Source organism: Lysinibacillus xylanilyticus (genome assembly GCF_001708185.1).
Classification (GTDB): Bacteria; Bacillota; Bacilli; order Bacillales_A; family Planococcaceae; genus Lysinibacillus; species Lysinibacillus xylanilyticus_A.
On the sequence record NZ_MDDN01000027.1, the window covers coordinates 1 to 20,070 of the forward strand.

The following is a 20,070-nucleotide window of genomic DNA, read 5'->3' on the forward strand; positions in this document are numbered from 1 at the left end:
AGTGTCACAGGGACAATTGTTAGTTTGGTAGTTGACATAAAGAAGCACCTCCTCTAATTTTGATACATATCAATCGTACCGGAGGTGCCTGGCTATTTATATGCGTTATTTGATTACGGGCTTACGGTGAATCATTATATAGTTCATATAAATCAGAAAAAAATAAGATACAACTTAATTTAAAAGACTTGAATGAAACAATTGAATTGATTCATAATCAAAATAAAGATTTAAAAAATACGTTAAATGAGAATGAAAGTTCTTTTAATATACTTAATAGTCATATAAATAATGAACTTAAGCCCACAAAAAAATCGCTTGAAGAAAAAATGGGAAAAGCAGTTGAAAAAGAAGTTATAAAACAAAAAATTATTTACTTAACAACCATGATTAATGAACTTAATACAGAGACTAAAGGAATACCATTGGACTTAAAAATTGTTAGTAATATAAATAATGATAATGACAATGTATCCTCTTCTATTAATGAACTTTGTCAAATTATGAGTAAACATTTAGAAGATATGCGCTTCAATCAAGTTAATAGTGCTATAGAAGTTTATTTTGATTATAAAGAACATGACTTTATAATCGATAATAAATTACGTTCTGTATATGGAAAAGGATATAGAGCTATAATCTATGCTGTTTTTTTAATTAGTTTAATGCAATACTGTTATACAAAAAATTTACCCCATACTGGTTTTGTGTTAATTGATTCTCCATTAACTACGTATCAAGAAGGAGAAGAACTTGACGAAAAGGACAAAATCCCAAATGATTTAAAGAAAAGATTTATTCAAACATTTTCTAAAGAAAGGGAAAATCAAATAATTATTCTGGATAATCAATTTGATATGGACACTAATGGTATAAATTATATTAAATTCACAAAAAAAGCAGATGAAGGTAGATATGGATTTTTGTAGCGTTTCATATTAAGAAGTATAGACTTTTAAATCTATACTTCTTAATTTAGATTAATCCAAAATATCAAAACGCAAATGAATTATTACACAAACTGAAATTATTTATTCTTTTCGTATTTTTCAAAATATTGAATATCCTCGCTTTATAAAGAGAAAGGTGTTGTTATTACAAAAAATCCTTTAAACTACTTGCTACTTCCTCAACATCAAAATCCAAATACTGTGTTGTAACGGCTAAATCACTATGTCCAAGTGCCTTGCTGATTAAAGCTATGCTTGCACCCTTATCATGTAAATTCTTTGCATAGGCTCTTCTAATAGCGTGAGCATTGATATTTTCTAAATTATATCGCTTCGCATATTTATTTAGTTGCTTAGAAATAGCACAATTCGATGATTTACTTGTATTCATTGGTGTGCCATTTTGTGTAATAAAGACATTGCGATTATCTGTGCCAAAATGAGTACGAATGCCTTTATTCAGCTCAATTAACATTTTAAGCATTTCAACTACTTCCATATCAATAGGCAACTTTAAGAATTTGTGATTTTTTAATATTGAGCCATCGAGATTTAAGCACATATTTTCAAAGTCAATATGGCGCTCTCTAAGCTCCCCCAATGTGCGAATACGAATACCTGATTTGTACATCAACTTAATTGCACAAGCATCTCTAAAACCAATGAATGTTGTTTGGTCAATCAATCGGAGAAGCCTATCTATATCTGATTCCTTCGCTCCTTTTTTTACCTCTTTATCAATTTTTATTTGAATATTGCTCCAATAGCGGTCTTTAATCCAACCATTGTTATAGAACTTACTTAGTACGGCTTTAATGGATTTTAATCGAATTAATTTAGTAGCTGGTGTAACCTCTAAAACATCCAAATAGTGATACAGCTTATCAATATTAATATCCTCTACATATTCGATATGGCACATTTCTACAAATTGCTGAAAAATGTACGCATAGCTTTCAATTGTGCGTGGTCTATTGCCAGCAATACGCATTTGATGGAAAATCGTTTCAAGTGCTTTCTGAATTTCTTTATCATTTTTCCTCAATTCATTTCGCTTGTTCGATATAACCACTACATCACCGCTTACTGCAAATACGCCATGTTTTCTACTTTTGGACATACAAAAACCTCCCAATTATTTTAATTAGAAAGTCTTTGAACCGCTAGTTCTTATTACTTTTCTTTTATTTTCAAGCTCTCGTACGCTGTTTTTACTTCCCCATATCTTCTTAATAAGTTCCTATGATACGCCCAACATTTTCTATATGAAATAATGTACCAAATTCCTAGTAATAATATGACTCCTCCAATAATAGAGTTAAGTTCCAATTTAAAATTTAAAATATTTTCGAAATAGACGCTTAACTTATTAAAATCCCATTTTATAAGTATTCCCAAGGAAAATACTACTATCGGGATTGGACTAAAACTTTTATAGATATCCAATCGAAGTTTATTTTCTTCTATAAAATTATTGTAATCATTATATATGGAAAGTAGCATTACTTCTCCATCATTCGCTCTTTTTAAATCAGATAATCTCTTGCTAAAATTAACACTATACACAGCATGACTTGAAATTTTAAAGGTAGAATAAAGGATATATAGAGCTACTAATAAACAACCATATCGGAAAAATGAATTTTCGAAATTGATAATCTTAGGATACCATTTAGAAAGTGAATTAATCACTAATATTATTACAGTAGTTGGGATAAAATAATTTCTCAAATAGACACTTAAAAAAAAATTTAGAGTAATTTTGGCTTCCATATGTATCTCCTTAGTCAATAGGGATGAAAATAGGGATATCGCCCAAGAGTTCAACTCTCGTTCAATATCCCTAACTTCGAAAACCGTTGATATGACTGCGTTTACAGCCACTTTATGTATGGAGACGGCGGGAGTCGAACCCGCGTCCAGAAACTCCAATACTTCAGCTTCTACGCGTGTAGTTTGCCTATTTACAATTCACGTAACATTATGCCGACAAACAGGCGTCCTGTACGCTAACCTGGAAATCTCTTGTCGGTGACTCAGGTGGCACCAACGACCGTATCCCACTAAAGTTGGGCCCCACGTTCTCTACATGGGCGATAGAGAGGCAGAGCGCTTAAGAGCTTACGCTGCGAAAGCTAAGTTTTGTTGTTTGCCAGTTATTATATAACTTCCGTTGATGACGGAGCCGAGACCTCCGACGCGCGACCAAAGCTTGAACCATCCCTGTCGAATCCGTAACGTCCCCTTGAATATGAATCGAAGCATAAGGCCTCGTTCAAGTAAAGGAGCTAGAATTTCTTCTAGTACGGTGGGAGCTTAAAAGTACGCTTCCATGTAATCTGGCAATCAGTAATTCATATTATAAAACAAATCTTGCTATAGTTCAAGTGTCCCGCTATGATAGAAAAAATTGGCTAGCTCAACATGATTTTCTTCTTTCATAATCATCAATTATGCATTCAAAATTGCCTGCCTTTAGAACTCGCCCTGAGCATTCTATGCGTCAGTTTGTCATTTCTATCGTCGCCTCAGCAGTTCTAAACATCCCTTCAACTATTCAATCCATCAGTTTGACTGTTCGATCCGTCACTCCTCAAGTTCTATCTACAAAAAGCTCACCATCCGAAAATAGTGAGCTTTCTAACAATCTATTATTATTGGTTTTTCGCTTTGAAGGCGCGTTCTATGTCACGTTTGGCTTCTTTTTTGCGCATGTCGTTACGTTTGTCGTAATCTTTTTTCCCTTTGCCGACGCCGATTAATAGCTTGGCGTAGCCGTCTTTAATGTACATTTTTAATGGGACAATTGTGTAGCCATCGCGCTTTACGGCACCGACTAGCTCGCCGATTTGCTTTTTGTGGAGCAGCAATTTGCGGGCGCGCAGTGGGTCGTGGTTGAAACGGTTGCCTTGTTCGAATGAGCTGACATGCATATTGTTGATCCATGCTTCACCGCTGCGGATTTGTACATAGGATTCTTTTAGTTGAACCCTTCCTGCACGGATGGATTTAATTTCTGTGCCGGTTAGCACCATGCCCGCTTCGATTGTCTCTTCAATGAAGTAGTCGTGCCCAGCTTTTTTGTTTTGTGCTAATACTTTCCCAGTACCTTTTGCCATATAAATTCACCCTCTTCATCAATTATGCCTCGGCATAATTGCGTCTGAATTCGGCTTTGTGCCTGCACAAAGAACTCCTTTCCGAATCCGTGACATCCGCCGGAGGCTTTAACTTCTTTCAGCGGATGTTTGGACACCCGCTGAAAAGTAACTTAAATCCAGCATTCATCACGACACCTATAGAGGTAGGAGACTTCTGCTGAAAGAAGTTAAAGGATAGCAGGGATAACCTGCTTTATTATTGATTAAGCGAAAGCACCCGTAAAGTGATTATTGGTGCTTTCGCCTTGCTTTTATTTACGTTTTGTTTTTTTCTTTTTGTTTTTCTTGGCTACGCCCTCGTAGAATTTTTGCTTTTGCTTCACGCCTTTTTTAGGGCCTGGGCTTGAGCCATCTTTGCGGCGTCCTCGTGGATCACGGTCGTTTTCACGTCGTTCTCCTTGTCCGCTTCGTCCTTCTTCATTGCGACCTCCGCGACTGCCACGTCCACCACGTTCTTCTTCGTTGCGACCTCCACGGCTGCCACGTCCACCTCTTTCTTCTTCGTTGCGACCACTGCGACTACCACGTCCGCCTCTTTCTTCTTCTTTGCGTCCACCTCTACGGCCATTACGACCATCTTTGTTGTCGCTATAATTTTTGCGTGCGTGAATAACAGTAGGTGCTGCTTTACGAGTTCGTCCATAAGACGTTACCATTCCGACGATTTCAAAGTCAATCGATGACTCCTCAATAATAACATTCGCTACACGTACTGTGACCTCATCCCCAATACGGAATTGACGATTTGTACGTTCACCAATCATAATCATTTGACGGTCGTCAAAACGATAGTAGTCGTCTGTCATATTGCTAATATGGACAAGTCCTTCAATCGTATTTGGAAGCTCCACGAAAATCCCGAAGTTGGTAATAGATGAAACGATCCCTTCAAACTCCTCACCAATCTTATCGGACATGTATTGAGCCTTTTTCAGTGCGTCTGTATCACGCTCTGCATCGACAGCACGGCGTTCACGCTCTGAAGTATGGTCCGCAATTTCATCCATTGCCATGCTCCACTGTGCAACCGTTTCTCTCGATGTATCTTTATTAAGTAAATACGTTCGAATTAAACGATGCACGATTAAGTCCGGATAACGGCGAATCGGTGACGTAAAGTGTGTATAGAAATCAGTTGATAAACCAAAGTGACCTAAGCTTTCCGGATAATATTTTGCCTGTTGCATCGAGCGCAGCAGCATCGTTGAAATCACAGGCTCCTCTGGCATGCCTTCGATGGCTTTCAATACATCCTGTAGTGCTTTCGGATGTACCGTATTTCCTGTCCCTTTAATTAAAATACCGAAGTTCGTGACAAATTCAAAGAAGCGTTGAAGCTTTTCTGGCTTTGGATCTTCGTGAATACGATATAGGAACGGTACATTCATCCAATGGAAGTGCTCTGCTACTGTTTCATTCGCTGCTAGCATGAAATCTTCAATTAATTTCTCAGCTACTGTACGTTCACGTAATTCAATATCAACTGGCCAGCCATCTTCGTCCACGATTACTTTCGATTCTTTAAAGTCAAAGTCAATGGCACCACGCATTTCACGTTTAGTACGTAAAATGTTTGACAGCTCAGCCATATGTTTAAACATTGGTACAAGTGGCTCATAGCGGGCCATTAATGCCTCGTCCTGCTCCTCTAAAATCTTGTATACATCCTTATATGTCATACGTTCTGTCGTTTTAATGACACTTTGGAAAATTTCATGTGAAACGACATGACCATTTGCATCAATAATCATTTCACAGGACAGTACTAGTCGATCAACCTGTGGATTTAATGAACAGATACCATTCGATAGTCGATGTGGAATCATTGGAATAACGCGATCTGTTAAATATACACTTGTTGCACGATCATAAGCTTCAATATCTATTACAGAGCCTTGAGTTACATAATAACTAACATCTGCAATATGTACACCAAGTTTATAAGTACCGTCGACGTTTTTCGTTACAGTAACAGCATCATCCAAATCCTTTGCATCAGCACCATCGATTGTCACGATCGTTTCATGGCGTAAATCACGGCGCCCTTCTAAATCTGCCGCTGTAATTTCATCTGGCACACTTTGTGCAGCAGCAACCACTTCTTCTGGGAATTCAGGTGGAATGTCATGCTTATATAAAATAGATAGAATGTCGACACCTGGGTCATTTTTGTGCCCTAAAATTTTCGTGATATAGCCTGTAGCTGATTTCAAATCCTCTGGCCAAGTAGCTACCTCAACGACAACCTTGTGACCATCGACAGCTCCTAATGTATCACCCTTCGCAATGAAAATGTCCATCGGTAGTTTTTTGTCATCTAGCACAACAAAGCCAAAGCCTCGATTTGCTTGGAATGTTCCGACAAAGCTTGTTTGTCCACGCTCTACTACCTTTGTCACTGTTCCTTCACGGCGATCACCGAATGATTCCTTTAACACACGAATCAGAACGATATCGCCGTTAATTGCACCGTTTACTTCATGCGGTGGAATGAAAACATCATCCATTCCTTCAATATCAGGTGCGACGAAGCCGAAGCCTTTCGCATGCCCGATAAACTTACCTCGAAGTAAATTCATGCGCTCTGGTGAACCATAACGATTAGAGCGGGAACGAACAACTAAGCCTTGCGCCTCCATGCGCACTAACGTTTTCACTAGTTCTTTAAATTCGTCAGCATCCTTAAAGCCAAATACGTCCTCGATTTCGCCAACTGTTAATGGTTTATACTCTTCTTCACCGAAAAAATCGAGTAAACGACTTTGTAGTGAATTATTTTGGTCTTTCATAATTTCCCTCCTTCATGAGAAAATCCTTCTTATAATTTATTGTGCCCAATTTAGGCTTTCTAAAAAGTGAAAAATATCTTCATGTAACTGATCTTTTTCTTGATCTAACGTAATAACATGTTTTGAGTTTTCATACCACTTGATTTGTTTTTCAAGTGACTCAGTTTGATTATATATAATGTTGGCAGATTCTGTCTCAATAACCTCATCATTTGTCGCTTGAACGACAAAAATTGGTGCATAAATCATGTCAATTTCCTGACGTGTCCGATCAATAAATTCTCGCAACTCTTGTAGAGAAGGCATGCCCTTTTCAGCAATTAACGAAACTTCAGCTTCGATTTGCTCCTCGTCTTTACCTTGAAACTTTTTATAGTCCCTTGCATATTTCAATACACCTTCGAACATAATGTCCGTTGTGCGCATCGTCATTGGGGAACACATTGTCACGATCCCTTTAACTGGATTATTAAGCGCAACGTTTAAAGCCATCACACCACCCAATGACAGTCCAGCCACAGCAATTTCCTGATAGCCCGCTTCCTGTAACTGTTTGTATGCGGCTACGACATCTTGCCACCAATCAGCAGGACCTGTTGTGATGAGTTCTTCCGGTTCCACACCGTGACCTTTATAATGAGGTGCTAATGTAGTATACCCTTTTTTCTCTAAAAATCTTCCGAGCATTCGCACATCTGCCGAGCTACCTGTAAAGCCATGCAGTAATAAAACGGCTCGTGGACCTGCTTGAAAGAAAAAAGGCTGTGATAATGATTTTTTCATTGCGAGCTCTCCTTCATCCTTATACATACTATTACCATTATAGCCATACAGAAGCTTCCTCAAAAGCTTTGGCAATCGTTACTTTTTTTATGAGGTTTATCGGTTAATTTCATGGGTCTTTTTGGCATTCCGATAGTCTTTCTGGCATTTCGAGGATTCTATCCGGCACTTTTGGGATTCTATCCATCATTTTGGCTCTTCTATCCACGATTTTGAGGGGTCTATCCACGACTTCATGGGTTCTATCCACGATTTTGAGAATTCTATCCATCAGGCTTTTTCTTCTCCGCGCGGATATCCACTTTACTAAACTAACTATGTATTGGGTCCAAATAATTAGTACTATAAAAGAAAACGCCCAACCAGTACGGTTAGGCGATATATCTTCAACTATTAGATTTTTGTAATAGCGAGTGCTAAAATAAAGAATAATATTGCTAACACAACTGTTGCACGGTGAAGGATCAGATCCATACCACGTGCTTTTTGCTTTCCAAATAGTTGTTCAGCTCCACCCGAGATGGCACCTGACAAGCCTGCACTTTTACTTGATTGAAGTAATACTACAACGATTAACGCTATTGATACGATAATTAATGAAACTAATACTACTGTATGCATCCACTGCACCTCCCGAACTTCGAACATCACAACAAATCACATTATAACAAAAAAAGGTTGCCTTGACAAACTGAGATTAATAAATAACCTTGTTTTTCCCATTTAAGTTAGTTTTACAGATTATCATTGATTACATTTAATCCCCCAGGGGCTTTAACTTATTTCATCGGATGACCCCCATTGAAAAGTAACTTAAACCAGCGGCATACGTTTTAACTCTCCCGCCTCTAATTGGTGACATGAATATGTATATGAGTTGATTGGAGTGGAGGCTGGGCGCTCTTTCGCACAGATAAAACATTGTTGCTGACGCTTCGCTTTCGCACAGATAAAACATTTGTCGCTAAATGTCATTCCTATCTTTTGGTGATGAATCTAGTTTTACGAAAAATAGTATTACACCTTCCCAGCACATTACCCTATAATAGTTAAAAATGTAATATTAATGGGGGTAAATATGAAAAAGTATGTATGGCTGATTTTTTTGCTTATTCCTTTAAGCTTGCTTACCGGTTGTACAGCTACGATCTGGGCAATCGATGCACTAATAGAAGAGGAAGAGGAACCTGCACCGAAAGAAGAAGCCTTTACGGAAGAAAAGCAACCTGCTAGCAAAGCACCGTCGGCCGATTTTACAACGGACGATCTTTTTTCAACGACATTATTCAAAGAAGATCCTGCTTTGCTTCAATTTTCAAAGAAAGTTGAAAAGGGAATATCAAAATTTGAGCCAAATTTTAAAGTATTGTATAGAGGAAAATTAGATTGGGATACATTTGAAGTACAGCTAAATGATTTGATTAGCTTAATTTCCTTTGTTAACCCTTATACTGCAGGATATATTGAAAGCGCTACATGGGAAGCAACGGAAAGGGATAACGGCTACTTAGTCGAATTTAACTTTACATATTACACAGATGCCGAGCAAGAAAAGATTGTTGATTCGTATGTTCAAGATTTTGCTAATTTGTATATCACAAATGACATGGATGACTTTAGTCGTGCAAAAACCGTTAATGACTATATCGTACAACTTGCTACTTATACGGAAGAAAGTGAGTCTTATGGTCAATCAGTTTATGAATTAATCAGTGAAGAAACTGGGGTTTGTCAAGCTTACGCATTATTAGCCTATCGTTTATTTTTGGCGGCAGGTCTCGACACAAAATATGTCTATGGCTACAGCGATAATCAGCTTCATGCATGGAATTTAGTAAGTGTTGACGGTAATTGGTACCATATTGATACAACTTGGAATGATATCGATCCAGATGAGCCTTACGCTATTTCCTACGCATATTTTTTAGTGAATGACGAAAAACTAAGTGAAGATCATCTATGGGCAAAGGAAAACTATTTTGCTGCTACAAGTAATGCTTACGACTTTATGCATGACATGTGGTACGCAGATACCGTTGGAGACGTTATTTATTATAATAGCCTGGCCGATAGCATGGTGTACTCCTATAACGTAGCAACAAAACAAACTGCACGAATTACTGAAACAGCCTGCTACTACTTAGCTGCTTTTGACGATGTGATTTATTGCAGTGATTATGACAATGCAGGCTATTTAACAAAAATTAATGTAAACGATGGCTCAGAAGAAGTGTTATTAGAGGAAGAAGTTCTAAATTTATTCGTTGATGATGACGGTGTTTTACTTTATGAAACCATCGACGGTGAGGAACATTCTTTCTAGCCGAGCCATAAAAATTACCCAAAGAATCTGCGAACTTCCATCAATGGATAGTAAGCAGATTCTATTTCTCCTTCCATATTTCTTTTTAAATGCCTCTTTCATTTTTGGCCCAGCATCAAAAGTTATGGATAATATTTGTTAAAACCTATGACATGTAAATTAGGTTGATTGGAGTGGAGGCTGGGCGACTCCTTGGGGATCAGCGATAGAGGAACGAAGACTAAAAACATCACGTCCTGTGATTACATTCGTGACCAACATCGTGTCTGCCCAAGCGGCTCATCGGATGCCCTCAGCCGGAACGGAAATCAACCACACGTCTTGGGATGAAGATCATTTTTACAATATACCCACAATTTGTTAACAATATATTAATCCTAGCTTTACAACCTTCCTTTACACTTACTTATGGATTAACCAAAAGGAGGAAAATTATGAAATACTAGAAAAAGTAGTTCATTGCTTTAACAACTTTACATATCATCTATTATGTCCATTGTCATTTTTCTTAATTTTCAAAAAATATTCTTCATCTCTTTTAACCTGAGATACTGTACCCACATACCACTATTTCGAGATGGTTTTAATGTCAATGGAAAGCAACTTTTAGTAAGTCATCAATAGGAAGATAAAATTTTAACAAAGCACAGAGGAGGAAAATCATGAAATACTCAAAAAAATGGAGTTCATTGTTTTTAGCAAGTGCCCTTACTTTATCGACATTTAGTATCGCTCAACCACAAGTACAAGCAGCGGAGGTAGAAAAAACAACAAAACCAACAAATGTTATTATGCTCGTGATGGATGGTAGTAGTAATAATGCCGTAACACTTTCTCGTTGGTACAAAGGTGGAAACTTGGCCATGGACGAAATTTTATCAGGTGGCGTACGTACGTATTCTGCTGAATCAGCAATTACAGACTCAGCCCCTGCCGCTACTGCGTTAGCAACTGGTCATAAATCCAATGATAAATTTGTCGGTGTGTTACCAGCTACGGTTAAATCACCTGGGCTAGAGCAAGTTGCTAAAGAGGATGCCTTTAAACCTGTAGCCAATGTGTTAGAAGGGGCGAAACAACAGGGCAAGGCAACTGGATTGATTTCTACTTCCGAAATTCAACATGCGACACCAGCAGGCTTCTCTGCACATGTTACTAATAGAAGCCAATATGATAACATCGCTGAGCAGCAAGTTTATCAAAACATTGATGTTGTGTTAGGTGGCGGATCGGAGTCACTGACGCCAGGCACAACAAAAAATGCTCGTAAAGATGGCGAAAATTTAGTGAATGTCCTAAATGAAAAAAATTATGACATCGTTAAAACGCGTGATGAGCTCCTAAATAGTACTTCATCAAAAATTTGGGGAAGCTTTGCTCCAAGTGCTCTTGCCTACGATTTGGATCGTGCTAAAACTAAACCAACTGAGCCAACGCTTGCTGAAATGACTGGTAAAGCTATTGATACCCTTAAAAAGGATGAGGACGGCTTCTTCTTATTTGTAGAAGGCAGTAAGGTAGACTGGGCAGCTCACAATAATGACACAATCGGCATAATTTCCGATATTTTATCGTTTGATGATGCTGTCAAAGAAGCCGTTGATTTTGCAAAAGAAGATGGCAATACAATGGTCATTGCTGTTACAGACCATGGTAATAGTGGTATTACGATGGGTAATGCTAACACGTCAAGTACTTACTCTAACATCCCTGTATCTGCCTATATTGACCCTCTGAAGAAAGCTACGATGACAGTTGAAGGTGCGCTAAGCCAATTAAAAGAAGATAAATCAAATCTTGTAGAAGTCGCGGCACTTTATGGATTAGATGATTTAACGGAGGACGAGCTTGCAACACTAAAATCGGCTAAAGACATCGGCGACGAGATGGTAAAAATGCTTGCAAATCGTGCAAACATTGGCTATACAACGGGTGGGCATACTGGTGAGGATGTATTCTTATACTCATACGGACCATCTAAAATTACAGGACTTGTCGAAAACACAGACTTAGCACATTCAATGGCACAGTTTATGGGCTTTGATTTAAACAAACTTACAGATGATTTATATATCCCAGCTACAAAAGCATTCAAAGATAAAGGCTACACAACTAAAATTGACTTAGCTGACAAAGAAAACCCTAAATTTATTGCACAAAAAGATGATGTAACGTTTACAATTCCAGTGAATAAAAACACGTTGATTTATGAGGATACATCAACAAAGACGACAAAGACTCATACATTTGACACAATCAATGTCTACAACGGCACTGAATTTTACGTTTCAAAAAAAGTTTTAAATGTAATCAAATAATAATTGGGGTGCTATCATAAATTGAGTTGATTAACTTATGATAGCACTTTTCTTTTTGCTCAAATATGGATCGCAACAGCCCTCAAAAGATCGCCAATTTCATCATCTTCCCACTATTCCCCTTCCTTTCATCTCATCATTACAGCTGCTGCTCTTAAAAAATACCAACATTTTTCATTGCATTTACTTTGAGTTTACTTTAATTTATTATGCTTAATATAACGGAAGAGCTGGACCGGAAATCCCCCCGTTATAGTGACGAGCCATCTTTTTAGGTGCAGATTGAGATGGAAAAATGACTTTAATAAACCAATTTCTTAGCTTCATTTTAAGGCACTTTTCCAAAACCTTAAATTTACCTTAAACTTTTCTTATGGTTTAATGAATTTTTTGAAATTCAGCAACATTTTTCTCCACATTCCGTCAAAACAGTGATAAAAATTTAATAAAAGGATAAAAGGTTACTTAAAATAACTTGAAAAAATATCTATTTCTTTAGTATATTTACAAAGTTATAGTCTTTTTTTTCATTTATAATTGGAGGTGGACAAATGCAATCCATCAAAAATAATGAGCTTTTTCGTTTTATAGGCTTTACACTATTTTATTTCCTCATTTTGGTGCTCTTGTTTCTTATTCATGGCTTCCATGATATGAACGCAGGACCATTTATATATACGGAATTTTAAGAAAAGGAGATCTAAATTATGTTAAGTATTTTAGAGGCTATTCAAAATGTGGCACATGAACATCCACATCGAACTGCATATCAAACCAATAATGAGTCCTTAACGTATGGTGAGCTTTGGCATCTATCTGATTGTGTAGCACACTATTTAAAAGCTCTTGATTTAAAAAGGCAACAACCCATTGTCGTCTATGGGCATATGTCGCCTTTACAAATTGTTGCTTTTTTAGGTGCTGTAAAGGCTGGGCATCCTTATGTACCTGTTGACTCATCTACACCGTCTGAAAGGCTACAAATCATTATAGAAGCGTCTCAGGCTTGCTTACTACTAAAGACTGAAGCATTAAGTACGCACCAGTCCGTTCCTGTAGTAGAGGTAAGTGATGTAGTGACTCAAACTACCAACATTTCAACACAGCCTTCAACATGGGTTCAGAAGCAAGAAATTCATTATATTATTTACACATCTGGTTCTACTGGTAAACCAAAGGGTGTCCAAATTACAGCCGATAATTTAGCACACTTTGTTGCTTGGATGCATGAACACTTCCCCTTACAAGAATCTGGTGTATTCCTAAATCAAGCGCCTTACTCCTTTGATTTATCTGTAATGGATTTATATCCTGCACTCGTTAGTGGGCAGACGCTTTACGCAATCACGCAAGAGCAAATTGCTAATCCAAAGGCGTTGTTCGATTCATTAGCTACTTCTGGTATTCGAGTTTGGACTTCCACACCTTCCTTTGCAAAAATTTGTTTAATGAACAAAGAGTGGCATCAAGCGTTAATGCCTTCTTTAAATACGTTTTTGTTCTGCGGAGAGGTTTTGCCAATATCCTTAGCAAAAGAATTAATGCAACGCTTCCCACAAGCATCTATTTTTAATTTATATGGCCCTACTGAAACAACCGTTGCTGTATCTTATGTAGAAGTAACAGCGGAGCTTTTAGAGCAATTTGATCAATTACCAATCGCACCTCAATCTGAGCCTAATCTAGCCTTACTAGAAGATGGTGAGATTATTATTTCTGGACCAACTGTTAGTGCAGGCTATCTTGGGGCGCCTGACTTAACACTTGCGGCCTTTCCTACAATAGGGGATCAACGTATTTATAAAACTGGGGACATGGGTTATGAAAAGGATGGTTATCTGTTCTTTGCTGGACGAAAGGATTTTCAGGTAAAATTGCACGGTTATCGTTTAGAAATCGAAGAGATTGAAAAACAAATTGGCAATCTTCCACCTGTTTCTAGCTGTGTTGTTATTCCAATCTATAAAAATGATGAGATTATTTCACTAAGTGCTTTTATTGTTCTTCGAGAGCCTTTAACGGACTCTGCTTTCAAAATGACGAAGCAACTAAAAGCCTTGTTATCGGATTATTTACCATCTTATATGATTCCGAAAACTTTCAAATACATTGACACTTTACCTTTAAATACTAACGGTAAAGTTGATCGTAAAGGATTGGCGGTTATGGAGACAGTATGACGCCTTTTGGAAATATAGGTTTTTTCATCATCATTGGTATTTTGTTATTGCCAACAATTATTTTAGGGCTACGTGGAAAATCAGCTAAAGGCTATAATATCTTTATTTCGATTATCGTTTTAGCAATTATATTTGGTCACTCCCTTAACGGCTCAATTTCTCTTATACTATTTACACTATTTCAGTTAGTATTAATCATCGCTTACCAAAAATATCGATTACAGAAGAATAGCACTTCCATATTCATTATCGCTGTGCTCTTGTCCATTTTGCCGCTTGTACTTGTAAAGGTTCTTCCGATACTTGGTCTTAAAAATTTATTTGGCTTCTTAGGGGTATCCTATATCACCTTTAAAGCGATCCAAATGATTTTAGAGACACGCGATGGCTTAATTAAGGATAAAATTTCAGCAGTGGAGCTTGCCTATTTCTTACTGTTCTTCCCAACTGTATCTTCGGGACCGATCGATCGTTGGCGACGCTTTTCTAAAGATATGCATACCGTGCCGTCTGGTGAAGACTATCAAAAGCTACTGTTAAGTGGGATAAATTATATATTTGTAGGCTTTTTATATAAATTTATTTTGGCTTATTTAATATACAACTACGCACTGATGTATTTACCAAATCATACGTATAACTATTTGACACCTTTTCAAGGGCACTTAGCGTATATGTATATGTATAGTTTTTATTTATTTTTCGATTTTGCGGGCTATAGTGCTTTCGCTGTTGGTGTCAGTCGCATTATGGGTATTCAAACGCCTATTAACTTTAACCGTCCATTCACAAGTCGAAATATTAAAGACTTCTGGAACCGCTGGCATATGAGCCTTTCATTCTGGTTCAGAGATTATGTCTATATGCGCTTTGTGCTTTGGATGACGAAGAAAAAATGGATTAAAAACAAATATGCAATTTCGTATCTTGGCTTCTTTTTACTCTTCTTTTTAATGGGGATTTGGCATGGATTGGAATGGCACTTTGTTGTCTACGGTCTCTACCATGCCTTATTGATTATCAGCTTCGATAAATTTGAACGCTGGAATAAAAAGCATAAGCTTTGGCCAAAAAATAAATGGACACATGCAATCGGCGTGTTTATCACTTTTAATGCCATTTGCTTTGGCTTCTATATTTTTTCAGGAACATTATTTTAAACAACGGCTTGTTACGATGAATCATTGCTAAATAACACAGCCTATACAATAAAGGAGAATTATTATTATGGATAAACAACAAGTTTTAGAAATGTTAGTAGAGTTATGCGAGGACGATATTGTTTCAGAAAACCCAGATATCGATTTATTTGAAGAAGGACTTCTTGATTCATTCGGTACGATTAATTTATTAGTTGAAATTGAAAACCGCTTTGACATCTCAGTGCCAATTACTGATTTTAACCGTGAGGAATGGAACACGCCAAATCGTATTGCAGCGAAATTAGCTGAAAGACAATGATAAAGAAAGGCTTTTTATCACTTTTAATTGCGTTTGTTCTTTTTGCTGCCTTTTTATTCTTCCCTAACTCCTGGATCAAAGCTTGGATTTCAGATGAAGATGTAGAGCAGGTAAAAACCAGTATGTCTCCGTTAGTGTTCCAAGGTATGTATTACCAGGAGCGGATGTTGCAGGAGGCTAATTCCTTGCCTTTATATGGCTCCTCAGAACTAAATCGTTTTGACCCCTTCCACCCTTATAATTATGCGCGAGCTACGGATGCCCCGTATACGCCGTTTATGATTGGGCGAGGAGGTATGCAGTCGATAACACACTTTTTAAATTTTGCTGCACAGGAGAACAATTTAAAGGATAAAAAAATTGTATTCATCATTTCTCCTCAATGGTTTACGAAAAAAGGGATGGATGAATTACATTTTTCTCCTAACTATTCGATGTTGCATGCCTACGATTTAGCATACAATAAGGACATTGATGAAGAGCTTCGAAATCGAGCAATGAAACGGCTTTTAGAATTCGATACAGTAAATCGAGATCAACTGTTAAAAACGATTTATGAGTATAAATTATCCGACGGGAAGAAAAGACCTATCGTTGGACGCCTTGCCCTGATGGCTGGTCGTGTTCAAAAGGAAATGCTAGAGAAAAAAGATTTGTATTACTCCATTTTCCCGCGAGAGTCTCATAAATTAAAAAGTAATGACAAACTAGTAACAAATCAAACATTTGAGCAACAATTGCAACATGCTGAGGAATATGGCGACAAACGTGTATCCAATGATTTAATGATTGAAAATAAATTTTATAAACGGCTTGTAAATGCGAATTTATCTAAGTTTGAAGGCATGCGTAAAGACGAAGATTATACGGATTCACCCGAATATGAGGATTTTCAGTTAGTTATTGATGTGTTAAAGGATGCAGGTGCAAAGCCACTATTTATCTCTATTCCGGTCAATGGTCATTGGTATGACTACACGGCATACCCTGAGGAACGTCGACAAAAGTATTACGCAAAAATGGAGCAAATCTTAACGGATGCGAATGTTCCATATGTTGACTTCTCTGACCATGAATATGATCCGTATTTTATAATGGATACGATTCATATCGCATGGAAAGGCTGGGTATATGTAGACCAAGAGCTAGACAAATATTGGGAACAGCAATAACAAGCAAAGAGACAGTCTAACGTGTTCACCACGAAAGACTGTCTCTTTTTTATACTGTGCTTCTATCTAATGAAAAGAGTCTTAGTTCTTCTTCATCATTCGAAAGTTGGACTAATCTCTCAAACTTCAAGCCTACCTTTTCGAGTAACTTTGCTGAAGCGTAATTATCTTGAGTTGTGATCGCTACAATACGCTTTAGTCCTAGTGTATCTAGACCATATGCTAATACTGCTGAAGCGGCTTCATAGGCGTATCCTTTTCCCCAATACGTAGGGAGAAAAGCGAAGCCAATATCCACATCTTCTAGCGAATCTCTTTTAACTAGACCGCAAATTCCAAGCGGGATATTATCTTCTTTTCTTTCAACTAAATAAAAACAGAAGCCAGATTTCTCATACATGTTAATTGAATTCAATATATATTCACGTGCATCCTCTACTGTTCTCACACCACGATCACCAATGAACTGCAGCCACGAAGGATCATTCACTAGCTCAAGGATAAAATCCGCATCCTCTGTTGTTTGTAACCGAAGCGTGAGTCGTTCTGTTTCAAGAACTTTCATAGTTTCCACTTTCCTTTCGGTATTGTATTCTCCATTTTCTAACCTTTTTAACTATATAATAACGGGCGAACAACTGCACTTGCATAGCTCTGATACTAGAAAAAGTAAATCCAATTTCACTGGGTCATGTAAAGATGGACAAACGAAAAAAATGCATCCATTCCGTTAAAAGCAGTACAAGGTTCACTTACAATATTTGCCGAATAATAATATATAAAACAAGTTGCCTTCATTAATAAAAGGCAGTCAATTCATAAAAGGCGAGGTTGATGTATTGAGAAAAATTTTTAGTATCGTATCAACATTACTTTTGTTATTGCTTTCAGGTTGTGCTAATCAAAAGGATACAGAGTTAGCGACTATTTCAATTAACACGGATTCTGAATATGTGACTACTTTTAAAGAATTACATTTAGGGATAGTATTCGACTTTGATTTCAAATTAAATAATGCTGATAAAAATTGGGTTGACCTTTGGGTTGAAAGTTACAAAGATGGACAATTGGAGTCTAAATCATTAATCGCACTTTCCTATGGGCTAAGTCCAAAGAAATTAGAGGAAGGTAATATAGGACTTGGCATCATCAATGCTGACGATACATCTCTTGCTTTTCTTTATGGGCCAAGTGTTAAAACAACTCCTCAGAAAATCGACAAATCTCAATCTGTTGCTAGTATTAGTGGATGGGAATATGCAATTGGAGATGAAACAGTAAAATTAGAATTAAATGAAACCTATTTACTGGGAGTATACAGAGAATCAAAAGGAAACTCTATACGAACATACGACTTACAGGACGAGAATGAAGTAAAAAAAATGATAGATGATGACCATCTTGTCTATTTATTAAAATTAAAAATAACTGAAAAGTAAACCTAATTTCAAGGGCATATACGGTGCACTTTAATTATAGTGGGGTTTTTATCCTGCCAGAGCAGTTCTCTCCGGAACCCGCGCTCTTTTCCACCCTACCTTCTTGGATAAATCCGAGCAACAAAAAAATCGCCTCAAAAGTATTTGTATACCTTTGAGGCGATGTCCGTAAAGCTACTGAATAATAGCAGCTACCATGATTATTTTAAGTTATAGAAAGATTTTAAACCAAGGTATTCAGCTGTTACACCAAGTTGATCTTCGATGCGAAGAAGTTGGTTGTATTTAGCTACGCGGTCTGTACGAGATGGAGCACCTGTTTTAATTTGACCAGCGTTTGTAGCCACTGCGATATCAGCAATTGTTGCATCCTCAGATTCACCAGAACGGTGAGAGATAATTGCTGTGTAACCAGCGCGTTTTGCCATTTCGATCGCTTCAAATGTTTCTGTTAACGTACCGATTTGGTTTACTTTGATAAGGATTGCATTACCAACACCTTGCTCAATACCAGCTGTTAATTTTTTCGTATTTGTTACGAATAGATCGTCGCCTACTAATTGTACGCGAGCGCCAATGCGATCTGTTAATAATTTGTGTCCAGCCCAGTCGTTTTCGTCTAAGCCATCTTCAATTGAGATGATTGGATATTTATTTGTAAGCTCTTCGTACCAGTCAACCATTTCTTCAGAAGTTTTGACAACACCTTCACCATCTAAGTGATATTTGCCATCTTCTTTATTGAATAATTCAGATGAAGCAACGTCCATTGCAAGTTTTACTTCTTCACCTGGTTTATAGCCAGCTTTTTCGATTGCTTCTAAAATTACAGTAATGGCTTCTTCATTCGAACCAAGGTTTGGAGCGAAACCACCTTCGTCACCTACAGCCGTATTATAGCCTTTAGCTTTAAGTACTGCTTTTAAGTTGTGGAAGATTTCAGCACCCATACGTAATGCATGACGGAATGATTCAGCGCCTACGGGCATTACCATGAATTCTTGAATATCTACGTTGTTGTCAGCGTGAGCGCCACCATTTATGATGTTCATCATTGGTACTGGTAGTTGTTTTGAGTTAAACCCACCAAGGTATTGATAAAGAGGTACATCTAAATAATCTGCCGCAGCATGTGCAACTGCCATCGATACACCTAGAATGGCGTTGGCACCTAATTTACCTTTGTTTTCTGTGCCATCTAGCTCGATTAAAGCTTTGTCGATCACTACTTGGTCAAGAACAGAATAGTTATCTTCTAACTCTTCTGCAATGATTGTGTTTACATTTTCAACTGCTTTTAATACACCTTTGCCTAGGTAACGTGATTTGTCACCGTCGCGTAACTCTACTGCCTCGTATTCACCTGTAGATGCACCTGATGGCACGATAGCGCGACCAAAAGCGCCTGATTCTGTAAATACTTCAACTTCTACTGTTGGGTTCCCACGTGAGTCTAAAACTTCGCGCGCATAAATTTGTGTAATAAATGGCATA

Annotated in this window: 18 protein-coding genes and 1 other RNA gene; 9 read left to right on the forward strand and 10 right to left on the reverse strand. The window is 37.5% G+C overall.

Features of this window, described 5'->3' with window-relative positions; translation table 11 throughout:
* Positions 1–206: 206 nt before the first annotated feature.
* Positions 207–929 (forward strand): hypothetical protein, encoded by a 723-nt coding sequence (locus BFJ97_RS22375; RefSeq protein WP_175401844.1) that lies wholly within the window; start codon positions 207–209, stop codon positions 927–929.
* 166 nt (positions 930–1,095) lie between these two features.
* Here the strand turns inward: BFJ97_RS22375 and BFJ97_RS22380 are convergent, their stop codons facing one another.
* The 8 genes from BFJ97_RS22380 to BFJ97_RS24955 form a co-directional block, all read right to left on the reverse strand.
* Positions 1,096–2,070, reverse strand: coding sequence for a tyrosine-type recombinase/integrase (locus BFJ97_RS22380; RefSeq protein ID WP_068986821.1), 975 nt, complete (start codon positions 2,068–2,070; stop codon positions 1,096–1,098).
* A 53-nt stretch (positions 2,071–2,123) separates the two neighbouring features.
* Complete coding sequence (locus BFJ97_RS24425; protein ID WP_139114502.1) at positions 2,124–2,723, reverse strand: hypothetical protein; 600 nt, start codon at positions 2,721–2,723, stop codon at positions 2,124–2,126.
* A gap of 116 nt (positions 2,724–2,839) precedes the next feature.
* Positions 2,840–3,195, reverse strand: a transfer-messenger RNA (tmRNA) gene (ssrA, locus tag BFJ97_RS22385).
* A gap of 409 nt (positions 3,196–3,604) precedes the next feature.
* Positions 3,605–4,069, reverse strand: coding sequence for an SsrA-binding protein SmpB (gene smpB, locus BFJ97_RS22390; protein ID WP_068986822.1), 465 nt, complete (start codon positions 4,067–4,069; stop codon positions 3,605–3,607).
* 293 nt (positions 4,070–4,362) lie between these two features.
* Positions 4,363–6,900 (reverse strand): ribonuclease R, encoded by a 2,538-nt coding sequence (gene rnr, locus BFJ97_RS22395; RefSeq protein ID WP_068986823.1) that lies wholly within the window; start codon positions 6,898–6,900, stop codon positions 4,363–4,365.
* A 36-nt stretch (positions 6,901–6,936) separates the two neighbouring features.
* Positions 6,937–7,683, reverse strand: coding sequence for an alpha/beta hydrolase (locus BFJ97_RS22400; RefSeq protein ID WP_068986824.1), 747 nt, complete (start codon positions 7,681–7,683; stop codon positions 6,937–6,939).
* A gap of 393 nt (positions 7,684–8,076) precedes the next feature.
* Positions 8,077–8,304, reverse strand: a complete 228-nt coding sequence (gene secG, locus BFJ97_RS22405; RefSeq protein WP_068986825.1) for a preprotein translocase subunit SecG — start codon at positions 8,302–8,304, stop codon at positions 8,077–8,079.
* Positions 8,305–8,496: 192 nt separating this feature from the next.
* Positions 8,497–8,658, reverse strand: coding sequence for a hypothetical protein (locus BFJ97_RS24955; RefSeq protein WP_175401845.1), 162 nt, complete (start codon positions 8,656–8,658; stop codon positions 8,497–8,499).
* Positions 8,659–8,761: 103 nt separating this feature from the next.
* Between BFJ97_RS24955 and BFJ97_RS22410 the strand changes: the two genes are divergently transcribed.
* The 7 genes from BFJ97_RS22410 to dltD all read left to right on the forward strand — a co-directional run bounded on the left by BFJ97_RS22410 (position 8,762) and on the right by dltD (position 17,137).
* Positions 8,762–10,006 carry a transglutaminase domain-containing protein gene (locus BFJ97_RS22410; RefSeq protein WP_068986826.1) on the forward strand — a complete coding sequence of 415 codons (1,245 nt, stop codon included), beginning with the start codon at positions 8,762–8,764 and terminating at the stop codon, positions 10,004–10,006.
* Positions 10,007–10,668: 662 nt separating this feature from the next.
* Positions 10,669–12,324 (forward strand): alkaline phosphatase, encoded by a 1,656-nt coding sequence (locus BFJ97_RS22415; RefSeq protein ID WP_068986827.1) that lies wholly within the window; start codon positions 10,669–10,671, stop codon positions 12,322–12,324.
* A gap of 551 nt (positions 12,325–12,875) precedes the next feature.
* Positions 12,876–13,013, forward strand: a complete 138-nt coding sequence (gene dltX, locus BFJ97_RS22420) for a teichoic acid D-Ala incorporation-associated protein DltX (RefSeq protein WP_068986828.1) — start codon at positions 12,876–12,878, stop codon at positions 13,011–13,013.
* Positions 13,014–13,031: 18 nt separating this feature from the next.
* On the forward strand, positions 13,032–14,504 hold the full coding sequence (gene dltA / locus BFJ97_RS22425) for a D-alanine--poly(phosphoribitol) ligase subunit DltA (RefSeq protein ID WP_068986829.1): 1,473 nt from the start codon (positions 13,032–13,034) through the stop codon (positions 14,502–14,504).
* A complete protein-coding gene (dltB, locus tag BFJ97_RS22430; protein WP_068986830.1) occupies positions 14,501–15,664 on the forward strand; it encodes a D-alanyl-lipoteichoic acid biosynthesis protein DltB in 1,164 nt (387 codons plus the stop codon). Before dltA ends, dltB begins: the two co-directional genes overlap by 4 nt.
* Positions 15,665–15,731: 67 nt before the next feature.
* Positions 15,732–15,965 carry a D-alanine--poly(phosphoribitol) ligase subunit 2 gene (dltC, locus tag BFJ97_RS22435; protein WP_068986831.1) on the forward strand — a complete coding sequence of 78 codons (234 nt, stop codon included), beginning with the start codon at positions 15,732–15,734 and terminating at the stop codon, positions 15,963–15,965.
* On the forward strand, positions 15,962–17,137 hold the full coding sequence (gene dltD / locus BFJ97_RS22440) for a D-alanyl-lipoteichoic acid biosynthesis protein DltD (protein ID WP_068986832.1): 1,176 nt from the start codon (positions 15,962–15,964) through the stop codon (positions 17,135–17,137). Before dltC ends, dltD begins: the two co-directional genes overlap by 4 nt.
* A 49-nt stretch (positions 17,138–17,186) precedes the next feature.
* Here dltD and BFJ97_RS22445 read toward each other — a convergent pair whose 3' ends face one another.
* Positions 17,187–17,702, reverse strand: coding sequence for a GNAT family N-acetyltransferase (locus BFJ97_RS22445; protein ID WP_068986833.1), 516 nt, complete (start codon positions 17,700–17,702; stop codon positions 17,187–17,189).
* Between the two features lie 274 nt (positions 17,703–17,976).
* On the opposite strand from BFJ97_RS22445, the gene BFJ97_RS22450 reads away from it, so the two are divergent.
* The gene (locus tag BFJ97_RS22450) at positions 17,977–18,576 is read left to right on the forward strand and encodes a hypothetical protein (RefSeq protein WP_068986834.1); all 600 of its coding nucleotides are present in this window, start codon (positions 17,977–17,979) and stop codon (positions 18,574–18,576) included.
* Between the two features lie 200 nt (positions 18,577–18,776).
* On the opposite strand, the gene eno is transcribed toward BFJ97_RS22450, so the two are convergent.
* Positions 18,777–20,069, reverse strand: coding sequence for a phosphopyruvate hydratase (gene eno / locus BFJ97_RS22455; protein ID WP_068986835.1), 1,293 nt, complete (start codon positions 20,067–20,069; stop codon positions 18,777–18,779).
* Between the last annotated feature and the right edge of the window lies 1 nt (position 20,070).